The organism is Streptomyces sp. CB02261 (assembly GCF_001905665.1).
Taxonomy (GTDB): Bacteria; Actinomycetota; Actinomycetes; order Streptomycetales; family Streptomycetaceae; genus Streptomyces.
Genome location: NZ_LIVX01000003.1, coordinates 179,916 through 192,941 on the forward strand (window position 1 = coordinate 179,916; position 13,026 = coordinate 192,941).

Genomic DNA, 13,026 nt, shown 5'->3' on the forward strand with positions numbered 1-13,026 from the left:
GTGTGTGCCGCAGCCGGCGCTGCGATCGCCTCAGTCTAACGAGGGACCTGCGAACCCCTCTGTGATATCGAATGCTGAGACGCGGCGCTCACTGGCTGATCATCCGGGCCTCCGGCGCGGTGCGCTACTTCCTGAGCGGGCGCATCCCCAGCGGCGCGCCGATCTCCTGGACCATGACGCGGCCCGCCTCCTCGGCGAGGTCGTCCTCGGTGATGTCCTCGTCGATGTCGAGGCCGTCGAGGGCCGCGAGGGGCTGGTCGAGGCGGACGTGGGCGACGAGGGACTGGAGGGCGCGGAGGGTGGCCGACGCGGTCGGGCCCCAGTTGGAGAAGTAGGAGAACTGCCACCACCACAGCGCCTCGCTGGTCCGGCCCGCCCGGTAGTGGGCGAGGCCGTGCCGCAGGTCGGTGACGATGTCGGCCAGGTTGTCGGAGATCCGGGCCGGGACCGGGGCCTTGCGGGGCTCGTACGGGTCGAAGACCTCGGAGAACACGTCGACCGGGTCGAGGAGCACGGCGAACCGCTCGCGGAGGTCGTCCACGTCGGGCTCGGGGCCCGTGTCGGTCTCGTACCGCTCGTCCGGGACGATGTCCTCGTGCGCGCCGAGCCGGCCGCCCGCGAGGAGCAGCTGCGAGATCTCCAGGAGCAGGAACGGCACCGCGCTGTCCGGCTCGTCGCCCTTGGCGACCTCGGTGGTCGCGACGATGAAGCTCTCGATGGAGTCGGCGATCTGGACGGCGAAGTCGTCGGGGTTCTGCGTGATCGCGTGCAGCGTGGGGTCAGACATCGAGGAGCCTCCCTGAGAGCGCGCCGGCCCGGTCGTCATACATCTAGCAGCCTCCGTCCCTCGAAGGCACGGCCGAGCGTCACCTCGTCGGCGTACTCCAGATCGCCGCCGACCGGGAGGCCGCTGGCGAGCCGGGTGACCTTCAGACCCATGGGCTTGATCATCCGCGCCAGGTAGGTCGCGGTGGCCTCGCCCTCCAGGTTCGGGTCGGTCGCGAGGATCAGCTCCGTGACGGTGCCGTCGGCGAGCCGCGCGAGCAGCTCGCGGATGCGCAGGTCGTCCGGGCCGACGCCCTCGATCGGGCTGATCGCGCCGCCGAGGACGTGGTACCGCCCCCGGAACTCGCGCGTCCGCTCGATCGCCACGACGTCCTTCGGCTCCTCGACGACGCAGATGACGGTCAGGTCGCGGCGCGGGTCCCGGCAGATGTTGCACTGCTCCTGCTGGGCCACGTTGCCGCAGATCGCGCAGAACCTGACCTTCTCCTTGACCTCCAGGAGCGCGTGCGCGAGCCGCCTGACGTCGGTCGGCTCGGCCTGGAGGACATGGAAGGCGATCCGCTGCGCGCTCTTGGGACCGACGCCGGGCAGCCTGCCCAGTTCGTCGATGAGGTCCTGCACCACGCCTTCGTACACGGAACGCCCTTCCAAGGGAGTGCTTGATTCTTACGGTAGTAGCTGCGGGCGGCCCGTAGAAGCCCAAGGGACCCCGGGCCTCGGAAGCCCGGGGTCCCCGGGGCCCCGGAGGGCCGCGGGCCGGGGTCTCAGAAGCCGAGGCCCGGCATGCCGCCCATGCCCTGGGCCAGGGGGCCGAGCTTGGCCTGCTGGAGCTGCTGCGCGTTCTCGTTGGCGGCCTGGACGGCCGCCACGATCAGGTCGGCGAGCGTCTCCGTGTCCTCCGGATCCACCGCCTTGGGGTCGATCACCAGGCCGCGCAGCTCGCCGGAGCCCGTCACGGTCGCCTTGACCAGGCCGCCGCCCGCCTGACCGTCGACCTCGGTCGCCGCGAGCTCCTCCTGGGCGCGGGCGAGGTCCTGCTGCATCTTCTGGGCCTGCTGGAGAAGCTGCTGCATGTTGGGCTGACCACCACCGGGAATCACGGTCACTCCTGAGGTTCGGTACGTCCGTATGTCGGTACGCCGAGCCTACGTGGTCCCCGCCCGCCCTGCCTCCACCACTCTTTCGAGTGAGAAACTGCGGGCTCCTCTACCTGATCAAGACGCTCTTGCGGGCGGAAATCCTGGGATTCCGGGCCCGTCGCCCACCATTCGGCGGTAGGAAGGGCAGGCACCACGTGCACCGCACGTCACAGAAGGACACGAGCGCTGAGCTGAACAGAGGAGTCCCCCGGTGAGCCAGCAGCCGGAGATGCAGCCACCGGGACCCCCCGGGGGAGACGTCCACCGCGATCTGACCGGTACGCCGTTCCCCCTGGGCGACTGGGGCGAGCCCGCCGAGCGGCTCGACGAGCTGTACCGCTGGGTGGAGTCCCATGCCCTGCGCACCGTCGAGTGGTACCTCTCCGACCGTGTCCGCAAGCGCCTCTGCGCCAGGATCCTGCGCATCGGCACGGCCGCCGGTGTGATCGCCGGCGCCGCCCTGCCCCTCCTCGACCTGACCGGGGTCGTGAAGGGCGCCGCGGGCCTGGGTTACCTGTCGCTGCTGCTCGGTGCCGCCTGCCTGGCCTGCGACCGGTACTTCGGTCTGACGACCGGCTGGATGAGGGACGTGGCGACCGCCCAGGCCGTGCAGCGGAGACTCCAGGCGCTGCAGTTCGACTGGGCCTCGGAGAGCGTCCGGGAGGTGCTCGGCCCCACGGAGGGCACCGCCAGCGAGGCGGCCGAGCGATGTCTCGGGGTGCTGCGCCGCTTCTCGGAGGACGTGACGGAGCTCGTACGGGCGGAGACGGCCGACTGGATGGTCGAGTTCCGCTCGGGTCCGGCGCCGCTGGCGCTCCAGTCGGTCGGCGTGGTGTCCGCCAGGGGGGCGGAGAGCCCCCACCCCTCGGGCCGCTTCCCGCTGCCGCCCGGCACCCGTCCGAACATGCCGCGCCAGCGCCCCCCGGAGGCCCGCTGAGGCCCCCGGGGGTACCGGGGGCACGGCTCAGCTCAGGATGATCATCGAGCCCTGGGCCAGGCTCCGGGTCGCCGCCGCGTGCAGTCCCAGCCACACGTGCCGCTCCCGCGCGAAGGGGCCCCCGTCCAGCGGGACCGGCACGGCCGGCTCCTCCAGGGTGGTGGGCCGCTCCGGCGGTACGGGGGCCGCCGGCGGGTTCGCCGGGTCGATGCCGATCGAGGGCGCCACGTACTGGAGCTCGCGCAGCAGGCCGTACGAGGAGCCGAGCGGGCCGCCGCCCTCCAGGAGCTCGTCGCTGGCGAGCGGCACCGGGAAGTCGACCGGCACGTACGCGCCCGCGTGGTCGTAGTGCCAGACGAGGTGCGACTGCTGGGCGGTCGCCTCGAACATCTCCAGGAGCTGTTCGTAGTCCCCGCCGAGCTCGCCGACCGGCTCGACCGGCAGCCCGCACATCTGGAGGAGGTAGGCGCGCCGCAGGAAGTGCAGGGCCTCGTAGTCGAAGCCGGCGACCGGGGCGACGTCGCCGGAGAGTCCCGGCATGTACGCGTAGACGGGCACGGTCGGCAGACCGGACGCGGTGAGCACGGCGTCGTACGCGGCGATCTCTTCGGCGAAGGGGTTGTCGGGGCTGTGGCACAGCACGTCGACGAGGGGGACCAGCCACAGGTCACAGGCCAAGGGAGGCTCGCTCTCCGTCAGTTGCGGGGGACGTGTGCGGGGGACACGCGCGGGACAGTCGCAGGACGTTTGCAGGGACGGCCAGGTTAGTCGGCGCCCCACAGGCACCGTCCACCCGCTGTGGACCTGCCCCCGGAGGCCCGCCCTCAACCTCCCCGCCGCTCCAGCCGGTCGGCCCACTCCAGGGAGTGCGCGTGGTAATCCCGCACGACCGTGACGGCCGCTTCGGCGTCGCCGCGCGTGATGGCGTCGACCAGGTCCACGTGGCCGCTCCACAGCCAGCCCAGCATGTCCCGCTCGGAGCGGAGGTAGGGCACGGAGAAGACCCAGGCCTGGACGCGGAGGCGGTGCAGGAAGTCGGCGATGTAGTCGTTGGCGGCGACCAGGCGGCCCAGTTCGCGCCAGTAGCGGATGTCGTACCCGATGAGGATGTCGAGGTCCCCGGCGCGGGCCGCGCGGGCCGCCGCCTCGCCGCGGCGCCGTACGGAGACGAGCGCGACGCCGATCCCGTGCTCGGGTCCCGCGCCGGCGGCGGGGGGCGGGGGCATCGCGGGCGCGTGGCGGCGGAAGATGCCGTCGACGACGAGCATCCGGGCCTCGACCATGCGCCGGTAGTCGTCGACCGAGTACTCGTGGACGCGGAAGCCGCGGTGCTGGTCGGAGTCGAGGAGGCCCTGCGCGCAGAGGTCGACGAGGGCTTCCCGCACGGGTGTTGCGGACACTCCGTACTGCTCGGCGATCTGCTTGACGGTGAATTCCTCGCCGGGCTGGAGACGGCCCGCGAGCACCTCGTCACGCAGCGCGTCCGCGATCTGCTGTCGCAAGGTGTTGCGGGTGACAGCTCCGCTCGCGGGCATCTTCGTCGGCCCCCTCCGTCCGGCTGCGGACACCCTAGTCCAGACGGAGGGAAGCTCTCCGGTACGGCGGTTACGCGGTGTGCTCGTCGGCCACGGAGAGTGCCGCGTCGAGGGCGGCGAGGCCCTCCTTGACCTCGGCCTCGGAGACGTTGCAGGCGGGGACGGCGTGGGCGCGGTTCATGTTGACGAAGGGCCACAGGCCGTTCTTCTTCGCCGCGGCGCCGAAGGCGGCCATCGGCGCGTTGGCCTCGCCGGCCGCGTTGTACGGGACGAGCGGCTCGCGCGTCTCGCGGTCCTTGACCAGTTCGATCGCCCAGAAGACGCCCAGGCCGCGCACGTCGCCGACCGACGGGTGGCGCTCGGCGAGCTCGCGCAGGCCGGGGCCGAGGACGGTCTCGCCGATGCGGGCCGCGTTCTCGACGACCTTCTCGTCCTCCATCACCTGGATGGTGGCGACGGCGGCGGCGCAGGCCAGCGGGTGACCCGAGTAGGTCATGCCGCCCGGGTAGGGCCGCTTGTCGAAGGTCGCGGCGATCTCCGCGTTGATGGCGACGCCGCCGAGCGGCACGTAGCCGGAGTTCACGCCCTTCGCGAAGGTGATCAGGTCGGGCACGACGTCGAAGTTGTCGGCGGCGAACCACTTGCCCGTGCGGCCGAAGCCGGCCATGACCTCGTCGAGGATGAAGACGATGCCGTACTTGTCGCAGATCTCGCGTACGCCGGCGAGGTAGCCGGGCGGCGGGGTCATGATGCCGGCGGTGCCGGGCACGGTCTCCAGGATGATCGCGGCGACGGTCGCGGGACCCTCGAAGGCGATCGTGTCCTCCAGGTGCTGGAGGGCCCGCGCGCTCTCCTCCGCCTCGGTGGTGGAGTAGAAGGGCGAGCGGTAGAGGAACGGTGCCCAGAAGTGCACGACACCGGCGGAGGCGGTGTCGGAGGGCCAGCGGCGCGGGTCACCGGTCAGGTTGATCGCGGTGGAGGTGGCGCCGTGGTACGAGCGGTAGGCGGAGAGCACCTTCGTACGGCCGGTGTGCAGCCGGGCCATGCGGACGGCGTTCTCGACGGCCTCGGCGCCGCCGTTGGTGAAGAAGATCTTGTCCAGGTCGCCCGGGGTGCGCTCGGCGATGAGGCGTGCGGCCTCGGAGCGGACGTCGACGGCGAAGGAGGGCGCGAAGGTGGCGAGCTTCCCGGCCTGCTCCTGGATGGCCGCCACCACGCGCGGGTGCTGGTAGCCGATGTTCGTGTAGACGAGGCCGCTGGAGAAGTCGAGGTAGCGGTTTCCGTCGTAGTCCCAGAAGTACGAACCCTCGGCGCCGGCGACGGCGAGCGGGTCGATCAGGCCCTGGGCGGACCAGGAGTGGAAGACGTGCGCCCGGTCGGCTGCCTTGACGGCGGCGCCGGCCTGGGGATCGGGTTCGATGACATGAGGGGTCATGCGGTCGAGGGTAAGGAAACGCAGGTGGGGCGGGCCATGGCCATCTTGTCCACCGAGACCGGGGCGGACGCGACACCTTGTTCCACCGCGGACCCCTATTGACAGCATGCTGTCATCATGACAGTCTTCTGTCATGGGTACCGAGACTGACACCAGGACCGTTCACCTCGCCGTCTACGACACGCTCGCCGACTGGGAGACCGGCCACGCCACGGCGTGGCTCGCCCGCGCCGGGTACACGATCAGGACCGTCGGTCCGGTCGCCGGAGAGCCCGTCACCACGATCGCCGGCATCCGGATCGTGCCCGACCTCGCGCTCGCCGACCTCCGCCCCGAGGACAGCGCCCTCCTGATCCTCCCGGGCGCCGAGAAGTACGACGAGGGCGACGAGCTCGCCCCCTTCACCGCCAAGGCCCGCGCCTTCCTCGCCGCCGGCGTCCCGGTCGCCGCGATCTGCGGGGCCACGGCCGGACTCGCCAAGGAGGGCCTGCTCGACGACCGTCCGCACACGAGCGCGGTCTCGTTCTACCTGGCCGCCACCGGCTGCAAGGGCGGTGACCACTACGTCGACGCGGACGCGGTGCGGGACGGGGACCTGATCACGGCGGGTCCGACGGAGCCGGTCGCCTTCGCCCGCGAGATCTTCGCCCGCCTCGGCGCCTACGAGGGCAAGCGGGACGCCTGGTACCGCCTCTTCCACGACTCGGACCCGGCGGCCTTCGAAGAGCTGAACGCGTGAGCCGCGCGCAGCAGGACGCCCTCTCCCGCACGGCCCTCGGCGTCTTCCGCCTCAACGGCCAGTTCCTCGCCGTCTCCGAGAAGCTGGCCGAGCCGGCGGGCCTGACCGCCGCCTGGTGGCAGGTCCTCGGCGCCGTCCTCCCGGAGCCCCTCCCGGTCGCCGGGATCGCCCGGGTCATGGGCATCACCCGGCAGAGCGTCCAGCGGATCGCGGACCTGCTCGTCCGGGAGGGCCTGGCCGCGTACGAGCCGAACCCGGCCCACCGCCGCGCCAAGCTCCTCGCCCCCACCGAGGCGGGCCGGGCCGCCGTCCGGCGGATCGACCCCGGCCACGCGGAGCTGGCCGCCGAACTCCTGCGGGAGCTGGGCGGCCAGGAGGCCTTCGACGAGACGGTACGGGTCCTGGACCGGCTCTCGGCGGCCCTGGAGCGGATCAGCGAGCGGCGGCCGGACCCCCAGGACCCCCCCGCAGCGCCCCCGACACGTACTCCATCGCCCGGGTGAACTCGGGGTCGGTCAGCCGCCGGGCCATCTCCTCCTCGGAGACGTCCTCGATGTGCGTCTGGATCCACCACAGGTTCCCGTACGGGTCGCGGACCCGGCCGACCTCGTCGCCGAAGAACAGGTGCGTCACCTCCGTCACGGAGGTGCCGCCCGCCTCGACCGCCCGCCGGTGCACGGCCTCCGCGTCCTCCACGTACAGCCGGATGAACGCGGGCGTCGCCTCCCAGCCCGGCGGGCTGTCGAAGGCCATGAGGTGCCCGGTGCCGATCCGCAGCTCCGCGTGCCCGATGGTGCCGTCGTCCATGACGAACCGCCCCAGCTCCTCGGCGCCGAACGCCCGCACCAGATAGTCGATGAGCCCTGCCGTGTCGTGTCCGATGACCCAGGGCGTGACGGTGGTGTAGCCGTCCGGGACGGCCTTGACCGCTTCGTTGTCGCTCATGGGGCGAACCTAGGTCGCGTATAGGCCAGTTCCTGGCCTCGATCCCCGGGCGCGCCGAAAACGGTTCGCGCCGTTCAGAGGGGAGGGAACGTCGGGCAGCACCCGGAACGCCTTGTGCCTGCCGGGCGGACGCACGGCACGGAAGTCGCGCCGGTCGGCCCGGCGGCCTGAAGGGCCTCGCCGGCGGCCTCCCTTCACCCGGCCAGCAGCTCGGACACCACGCTGCGCAGGAGCAGCGGATGGACGAACCTGTCCGGGCTCGTCGGCGGGAACCGCCACGCCAGCGGCCAGGTCCGGCCGGTCAGGGCGGGCACCGGCACGAAGCTGACGTGGGCGGGCCCGGCGTTGAGCCGGGTCACCCCGCGCGGCCACGACTTGCGGGCGGTCGAGCCCGGCGGCACCAGGAAGTAGACCCCGCGCCGCCCGTTCGCCTCGATGACGACGGGGCCGGGGTCGCCCCCGGTGAGGACCTCCATCCGGTCGGCGAGCCGCCGCCCCTCGTCGCCGTCGACGCGGACGGCGTCGAATTGCACCCCGGCCTTGCGGAGCTGGAATCCGGAAACCGGAATCCAATCCGCGTTTACTTCCCGATTCTCTTCATTCACGGGGACATGTTCCCGCGTCGGCGCTAGCGTTTTCCACGACTGCGGAGGGCGCGTCGACAACCCTTTGACCTGCGCCAACACCCTTGTGGGCAGTCGAATTCGGCGGGGAGCGGTTGAGACCGGTTGAGATCGGTTGAGTTCGAATGGGGATCGCGGATGGCGCGAGTGGAAAGCAGGGAATCGACGGGGCCGGCGGCGCGGATGGCGGCTTCGGTGGCGAAGAGAATGCGCGTGAAGCGGGGCCTGACGCAGGACCAGCTGGGGACGCAGATGGGCTTCACGGGCGCGGCGATCAGCGCGATGGAGCGGCTGATCCACCCGGTGAGCGACGAGATGCTGACGCAGCTCGAACGTGCCCTGGGCGGCGGGACGGGCGTCTTCGAGGAGATGCGGGAGCTCGTACGGCTGGAGAAGCTGCCGGAGCAGTTCCGCGGGTACGCGCCGATCGAACAGAAGGCGGTGGCGCTGTGGCTGTACGCGAACCACGTGGTCCACGGCCTCTTCCAGACGGAGGCCTACGCCCGGGCGCTGATCGCGGGCGGCCACCCGGAGCCCTCGCCGGAACGGGTCGAGGAGCTGGTCGTCGCCCGGATGGCACGGAAGGCGCTGTTCGACCGGAAGCAGGTGTGCGAGATCGAACTGATCCTGGACGAGTCGGTGCTGCGGCGGCCGATCGGGAGCGAGGAGATCATGCGGGAGCAGCTGGTGTATCTGGCGGAGTGCGCGCGGCGGAGGAACGTGAACCTTCAGGTGCTTCCGCTGGATGCGGGGTTGGGGGGTGAGTACGCGGGTGACCGAGGGGATCTGAACATCATTGAGACACCGGCCCATGACCGCGTGACCTATCTGGAGATCCAGCGGGAAAGCCTGCTGATCACCGACCGGGCGAAGGTAAGTGCCCACGTGCAGCAGTATGCGAAGATCCGAGCACAGGCCCTGGATCCGCGCAGGTCGCTGGGGCTCATCGAGGAGTTGGCGGGAGTACGGAGATGAACGACAACACCCTGCACTGGTTCAAGTCCAGCTACAGCGACAGCAGTGGCGGGAACTGCGTCGAAGTGGCCTTCGACCAGGTCGCCGCCCCCCGCGCCGTCCACCTCCGTGACTCCAAGGTCGGTGACGGGCCCACGTTCGTCGTGGGGCCCGCCGCCTGGACCTCGTTCCTCGGCTGGCAGGGCTGATCAGCAGTACAGGTTCGCCCCGGTGGGGACGCCCAGGATCTGGGTGAACTGCTGGTACTTGGTGACCCGGCTCTGGACCTGGGCCGGGTTCTTCCCGTCGCACTCCAGCGAGCCGTTGATGGAGCGGATGGTCTGGCCGAAGCCGGCGCCGTTGACCATGGCGTTGTGGGCGGTCATCGTGCCGGGGCCGTTCTGGGTGTTCCAGTACCAGAGGCCCGTCATCATGGCGACGGCCGGCTCGCGCTCGACGCGCCAGGGGTTGTTGAGCAGATCGATGCCGAGGGCGTCACCGGCGGCCTTGTAGTTGAAGTTCCAGGAGAGCTGGATGGGCCCGCGGCCGTAGTAGGCGGCCTGGCCGGCCGGGCAGCCGTAGGGCTGGCCCCAGTCGCAGTAGTGCGGGTAGTTGGCGGTGTTCTGCTCGACGATGTGGACGAGGCCGCCGGTCTCGTGGGAGACGTTCGCGAGGAAGGCCGCGGCCTCCTGCTTCTTCACCGTGTCGCCGCCGGTGGTGGCGAAGGCGGGGTAGGACTTGAGGGCGGCGGTGAGGCCCGCGTACGTGTAGAAGGGGTTCCTGTTCGGGAACATCTGGTTGAACTGGGCCTCGGAGACGACGAATCCGGACGGGTCCGGGGTGCCTCCGCCGCCGCCCGTGCCGCAGACGCCCTCGTCGCGCCAGACGTCGGTGGTGCCGGGGCGCTCGTTCTGCGTCCACCACTTCGCGTACCAGTTGTGGCCGTTGTACGAGGCGGTCATGCCGCCGGTGTAGACGCTGCCGGAGTTCCAGGCGCCGACGCAGGCCGGGGCGGCTCCGGCGGATGCGGCGGGGAGGAGTACGGCGAGTCCGACGGCCGTACAGAGCGCGGCCAGCAGAGTGACCAACTTGCGCAGCATGCGTGCTTCCTTCCGGGTGGGGCCGGGACGGGGAAGCCACAGCGAAGCGCGATTGGTCTGAACCTGTCAAGGTCTAGACCAAAACTCGTATCGGGCAGGAAAAAGCCGCGCGGGTCGCTCTTCGACCACACGCGGCTTCTTTCGGCCAGTGCCCCGCGGAAGCGCGGAGCCCCGGCTCAGATCAGCAGCACGATCCGACCGGGCCGGTGTCCCGCCTCCGCCCTGCGGTGCGCCTCCGCGACCGATTCGAGGGGCATGACGTCGGCCACCCGGGTGATCAGCTCCCGGGCCTCCACCTTCTCCAGGGTCTCCTTCAGGCGGGCCGCGTCCGGCCTGGCCCGGACCGTCTCCACGCGGATGTTCCGCTCGCCGACCGGGACCCGGTCCGGCGCGAGGGCGACGAAGACGCCGCCGTCCTTCACCGCCGGGAGGAGCCCCTCACCGACGAGCGCCCCGTCGAAGACCCCGTCCACCCGGTAGGGATCGCCCTCGATCACCCGCGCGACCACCTCCTCCGGTGTGCCGCGCGTGACGACGTGGTCCGCGCCGAGGACCCGCAGCTCCTGCTCGTCGCCCTCGTGGGCGACGGCCACCACCCGCAGCCCGGCCGCGTGGGCGTACTGCACCGCCAGCCGGCCCACCACCCCGCTCGCACCGGTCACCAGCAGCGACGCGCCCGGCTGGAGCCTGAGCCGGTCGAGGCCCTCCAGGGCGGTCGCCGAGGCCAGCGGTACGGACGCGGCCACGGTGAACTCGACGTCGTCCGGGATCGGGGCCAGCCATTCGGGGGCGACCCGGATGATCTCCGCGTACGTGCCCTCGCCCGTCAGCTCCTCGTACCAGGGCATGAATCCGGCCACACGGGTGCCGGGCGCCATCCCGGGCACGGGGTCGAGCAGCTTGCCCGCGAAGTCCGTCCCGAGGACGAACGGCGGCTTGAGGTCGCCGACCGAGTCGGCGTACAGGCCGGCGCGGATCCGCAGGTCGGCCTGGTTCACCCCGGCGGCCTTCAGGCGCACCCGCACCCGCCCTGGGACGTCCCCGGCCTCCGGTTCGGGCCGGCGGCCCATCCTGAGGACCTCGGGTCCGCCGTAGGCGATCACTTCGACGACACGCATCGGGTACTCCTCAGCCGGAAGGCCCCCTCGTCGCCATTACACCCACGCTCCACACCCCCGGCAACCTCGGCCCGTCCACCTGAACGAACGGAGAAGTCCAAGTGGACGCCCGCTACACCACCCCCGCGTTCGTACAGACGTCCGTACCGTCCCGGCCATGGAGTGGATAACGGCGGAGAACGTCATCGCCCTCGGGACGGCGCTCCTCGGCGTCCTGGTCTCGGTCGCGGTCGTCTGGATCGACCGGATCTCCCCGCAGCGCAAGCGGCTCGGCTACCGCGTCCAGCTCAACACCCCACTCCACCGGGAGCAGAGCCGGGACAGCGAGGTCATGACGGTGCGGGAGGGCCAGGTCCTCGGGATGGCCCCGCCCGCCAACGAGTCCACCCTCGTGCTCCTCCGCATCGAGAACGACCGGGACCTCGACATCAGCGGCGAGGACTACGGGCCCGCCGCCCACCCGCACGGGCTGAGGATCACCTTCGGTGAGCGGGAGGTCGAGGGTGTCGTCGCCACCGTCCCGGCAGGCTGGGTCTCGATCCGGGACGACCTGGAGCGCACGCCCAGGCTGGGCCGGAACGGCAGCGCGGTCCTCGTCCCCAAGGTGGCCCTGGAACGCGGCCAGTACTTCAAGCTGCTCGTGCAGCTCTCCGGCCGGGTCGCCGACAAGGACATCAAGATCGAGGGAACCCTCCAGGGCGGCTCCGTCCGGCGCAACAGGAGCACCACCCCCGACGAGAAGGCGGCCCGGTTCAGCCCGACGGCCCGCAACGTCACCATCATCCTCACCGCCTGCGTGATGGTCCTCGCCTCGATCATCGTCAGGGAGCAGACCCCGCCGCCGATCGGCTGCGCCCGGGGAACCCTCACCGTCACCGGCTCGACGGCCTTCGCACCCGCCCTGCGCAAGGTCGCCACGGCGTACGAGAAGGACTGCGAGGGCTCGACGGTGATCGTCGACGCCCACGGCTCGAACGCCGGGATCCGGGAACTGGCCGCCGCCGGGGCGAAGGCGGGCAAGGGCTCCCCCGCCGTCATCGCGCTCTCCGACGGGCGCAAGCCCGGCGGCTACCCGCAGCTGCGGGAGAGCATGGTCGCCGTCTCCCTCTTCACCCTCGTCCTCAACGACTCGGTCCCCGTCGACGACCTGACCCTGGACCAGATCCGCCGCCTCTACCGGGGCGACATCACCCGCTGGAACACCCTCGTGCCCAGCCTGGACCAGCCCGTGCTGCTCGTCAGCCGCGATGCCAACTCCGGTACGCGCGAGGTCTTCCAGCGCCGGGTCCTCGGCCGCAACGAACCGGCCCACTCCTCCCGGGACTGCCAGACCCTCGACGACCCCGAGTCGAAGGTCATCCGCTGCGAACTCGACTCCACCGAACAGGTCCTGTCCACCGTCGCCCGGCTTCCCGGAGCCATCGGCTACACCGAACTCCGCTCCGGCACGGGCCTGAAGGGCCTGCACCGGGTGACCGTCGACGGACGCGGGGCCGTCCTCGACGAGACGGGCGCGTCGAGCTACCCGTACCGGGAGATCGAGTACGCCTACACCTGGGGCCAGCCCGCGGCCGACTCGCTGACCTCCAGCTTCCTCACCTATCTGACCCGGGGCAGCGGCCAGGACGTCATCCGCGCCCACGGCCACCTGCCCTGCGCCACCCCGAAAGGGCTGCGGATCTGCGGAGACGGCTGACGCCGGGTCTGGCATCCTC

The 13,026-nt window shown here is 71.3% G+C and carries 16 protein-coding genes and 1 pseudogene; 6 read left to right on the plus strand and 11 right to left on the minus strand.

What is annotated here, in order from left to right; all coding sequences use genetic code 11:
• Positions 1-124: 124 nt before the first annotated feature.
• The 3 genes from AMK29_RS10960 to AMK29_RS10970 all read right to left on the minus strand — a co-directional run bounded on the left by AMK29_RS10960 (position 125) and on the right by AMK29_RS10970 (position 1,886).
• Positions 125-787, minus strand: coding sequence for a DUF5063 domain-containing protein (locus AMK29_RS10960; RefSeq protein WP_073811176.1), 663 nt, complete (start codon positions 785-787; stop codon positions 125-127).
• Positions 788-822: 35 nt separating this feature from the next.
• Positions 823-1,422 carry a recombination mediator RecR gene (gene recR, locus AMK29_RS10965; RefSeq protein ID WP_073811178.1) on the minus strand — a complete coding sequence of 200 codons (600 nt, stop codon included), beginning with the start codon at positions 1,420-1,422 and terminating at the stop codon, positions 823-825.
• 128 nt (positions 1,423-1,550) lie between these two features.
• Entirely contained in the window at positions 1,551-1,886 is a 336-nt protein-coding gene (locus tag AMK29_RS10970) for a YbaB/EbfC family nucleoid-associated protein (protein ID WP_073811180.1), read from the minus strand.
• 268 nt (positions 1,887-2,154) lie between these two features.
• Here AMK29_RS10970 and AMK29_RS10975 point away from each other — a divergent pair, with 268 nt between their 5' ends.
• Positions 2,155-2,862, plus strand: coding sequence for an SLATT domain-containing protein (locus AMK29_RS10975; protein ID WP_241845325.1), 708 nt, complete (start codon positions 2,155-2,157; stop codon positions 2,860-2,862).
• Between the two features lie 27 nt (positions 2,863-2,889).
• Here AMK29_RS10975 and AMK29_RS10980 read toward each other — a convergent pair whose 3' ends face one another.
• The 3 genes from AMK29_RS10980 to AMK29_RS10990 all read right to left on the minus strand — a co-directional run bounded on the left by AMK29_RS10980 (position 2,890) and on the right by AMK29_RS10990 (position 5,832).
• Complete coding sequence (locus tag AMK29_RS10980) at positions 2,890-3,540, minus strand: hypothetical protein (protein ID WP_073811184.1); 651 nt, start codon at positions 3,538-3,540, stop codon at positions 2,890-2,892.
• 146 nt (positions 3,541-3,686) lie between these two features.
• On the minus strand, positions 3,687-4,397 hold the full coding sequence (locus AMK29_RS10985; RefSeq protein ID WP_073811187.1) for a GntR family transcriptional regulator: 711 nt from the start codon (positions 4,395-4,397) through the stop codon (positions 3,687-3,689).
• Between the two features lie 70 nt (positions 4,398-4,467).
• Positions 4,468-5,832, minus strand: a complete 1,365-nt coding sequence (locus AMK29_RS10990) for an aspartate aminotransferase family protein (protein WP_073811189.1) — start codon at positions 5,830-5,832, stop codon at positions 4,468-4,470.
• A gap of 133 nt (positions 5,833-5,965) precedes the next feature.
• Between AMK29_RS10990 and AMK29_RS10995 the strand changes: the two genes are divergently transcribed.
• Entirely contained in the window at positions 5,966-6,571 is a 606-nt protein-coding gene (locus tag AMK29_RS10995; RefSeq protein ID WP_073811191.1) for a DJ-1/PfpI family protein, read from the plus strand.
• On the plus strand, positions 6,568-7,074 hold the full coding sequence (locus tag AMK29_RS11000; RefSeq protein WP_107422564.1) for a MarR family winged helix-turn-helix transcriptional regulator: 507 nt from the start codon (positions 6,568-6,570) through the stop codon (positions 7,072-7,074). The genes AMK29_RS10995 and AMK29_RS11000 overlap by 4 nt, the downstream gene beginning before the upstream one ends.
• Here the strand turns inward: AMK29_RS11000 and AMK29_RS11005 are convergent.
• The 3 genes and pseudogenes from AMK29_RS11005 to AMK29_RS11010 all read right to left on the minus strand — a co-directional run bounded on the left by AMK29_RS11005 (position 7,004) and on the right by AMK29_RS11010 (position 8,121).
• Positions 7,004-7,516: a VOC family protein gene (locus AMK29_RS11005; protein ID WP_073811193.1), complete on the minus strand. Its 513-nt coding sequence runs from the start codon at positions 7,514-7,516 to the stop codon at positions 7,004-7,006. The genes AMK29_RS11000 and AMK29_RS11005 overlap by 71 nt on opposite strands.
• Positions 7,517-7,606: 90 nt before the next feature.
• Positions 7,607-7,672: pseudogene (locus AMK29_RS37775) on the minus strand (VapC toxin family PIN domain ribonuclease); the annotation flags it as partial.
• A gap of 38 nt (positions 7,673-7,710) precedes the next feature.
• Positions 7,711-8,121, minus strand: coding sequence for a hypothetical protein (locus AMK29_RS11010; protein ID WP_073811195.1), 411 nt, complete (start codon positions 8,119-8,121; stop codon positions 7,711-7,713).
• Between the two features lie 156 nt (positions 8,122-8,277).
• Between AMK29_RS11010 and AMK29_RS11015 the strand changes: the two genes are divergently transcribed.
• Positions 8,278-9,114, plus strand: coding sequence for a helix-turn-helix domain-containing protein (locus AMK29_RS11015; RefSeq protein WP_073811197.1), 837 nt, complete (start codon positions 8,278-8,280; stop codon positions 9,112-9,114).
• A complete protein-coding gene (locus tag AMK29_RS11020) occupies positions 9,111-9,302 on the plus strand; it encodes a DUF397 domain-containing protein (RefSeq protein ID WP_073811199.1) in 192 nt (63 codons plus the stop codon). Before AMK29_RS11015 ends, AMK29_RS11020 begins: the two co-directional genes overlap by 4 nt.
• Here the strand turns inward: AMK29_RS11020 and AMK29_RS11025 are convergent, their stop codons facing one another.
• Together AMK29_RS11025 and AMK29_RS11030 are read right to left on the minus strand one after the other, a co-directional pair.
• Complete coding sequence (locus tag AMK29_RS11025; RefSeq protein ID WP_073811200.1) at positions 9,303-10,193, minus strand: glycoside hydrolase family 19 protein; 891 nt, start codon at positions 10,191-10,193, stop codon at positions 9,303-9,305.
• Between the two features lie 176 nt (positions 10,194-10,369).
• Positions 10,370-11,311, minus strand: coding sequence for an NADP-dependent oxidoreductase (locus tag AMK29_RS11030; RefSeq protein ID WP_073811202.1), 942 nt, complete (start codon positions 11,309-11,311; stop codon positions 10,370-10,372).
• Between the two features lie 157 nt (positions 11,312-11,468).
• Here AMK29_RS11030 and AMK29_RS11035 point away from each other — a divergent pair, with 157 nt between their 5' ends.
• Positions 11,469-13,007: a PstS family phosphate ABC transporter substrate-binding protein gene (locus AMK29_RS11035; RefSeq protein ID WP_073811204.1), complete on the plus strand. Its 1,539-nt coding sequence runs from the start codon at positions 11,469-11,471 to the stop codon at positions 13,005-13,007.
• The last annotated feature ends 19 nt before the right edge of the window (positions 13,008-13,026 follow it).

What these genes read in the sequence shown, in the direction of transcription:
- AMK29_RS10995 (WP_073811191.1), top strand. Translation starts at nt 5,966, where the DNA reads ATGGGTACCGAGACTGACACCAGGACCGTTCACCTCGCCGTCTACGAC.
- AMK29_RS11025 (WP_073811200.1), bottom strand. Translation starts at nt 10,193, where the DNA reads ATGCTGCGCAAGTTGGTCACTCTGCTGGCCGCGCTCTGTACGGCCGTC.
- AMK29_RS10960 (WP_073811176.1), bottom strand. Translation starts at nt 787, where the DNA reads ATGTCTGACCCCACGCTGCACGCGATCACGCAGAACCCCGACGACTTC.
- AMK29_RS10985 (WP_073811187.1), bottom strand. Translation starts at nt 4,397, where the DNA reads ATGCCCGCGAGCGGAGCTGTCACCCGCAACACCTTGCGACAGCAGATC.
- AMK29_RS10990 (WP_073811189.1), bottom strand. Translation starts at nt 5,832, where the DNA reads ATGACCCCTCATGTCATCGAACCCGATCCCCAGGCCGGCGCCGCCGTC.
- AMK29_RS11015 (WP_073811197.1), top strand. Translation starts at nt 8,278, where the DNA reads ATGGCGCGAGTGGAAAGCAGGGAATCGACGGGGCCGGCGGCGCGGATG.
- AMK29_RS11020 (WP_073811199.1), top strand. Translation starts at nt 9,111, where the DNA reads ATGAACGACAACACCCTGCACTGGTTCAAGTCCAGCTACAGCGACAGC.
- AMK29_RS11030 (WP_073811202.1), bottom strand. Translation starts at nt 11,311, where the DNA reads ATGCGTGTCGTCGAAGTGATCGCCTACGGCGGACCCGAGGTCCTCAGG.
- AMK29_RS10975 (WP_241845325.1), top strand. Translation starts at nt 2,155, where the DNA reads ATGCAGCCACCGGGACCCCCCGGGGGAGACGTCCACCGCGATCTGACC.
- AMK29_RS11035 (WP_073811204.1), top strand. Translation starts at nt 11,469, where the DNA reads ATGGAGTGGATAACGGCGGAGAACGTCATCGCCCTCGGGACGGCGCTC.
- AMK29_RS11005 (WP_073811193.1), bottom strand. Translation starts at nt 7,516, where the DNA reads ATGAGCGACAACGAAGCGGTCAAGGCCGTCCCGGACGGCTACACCACC.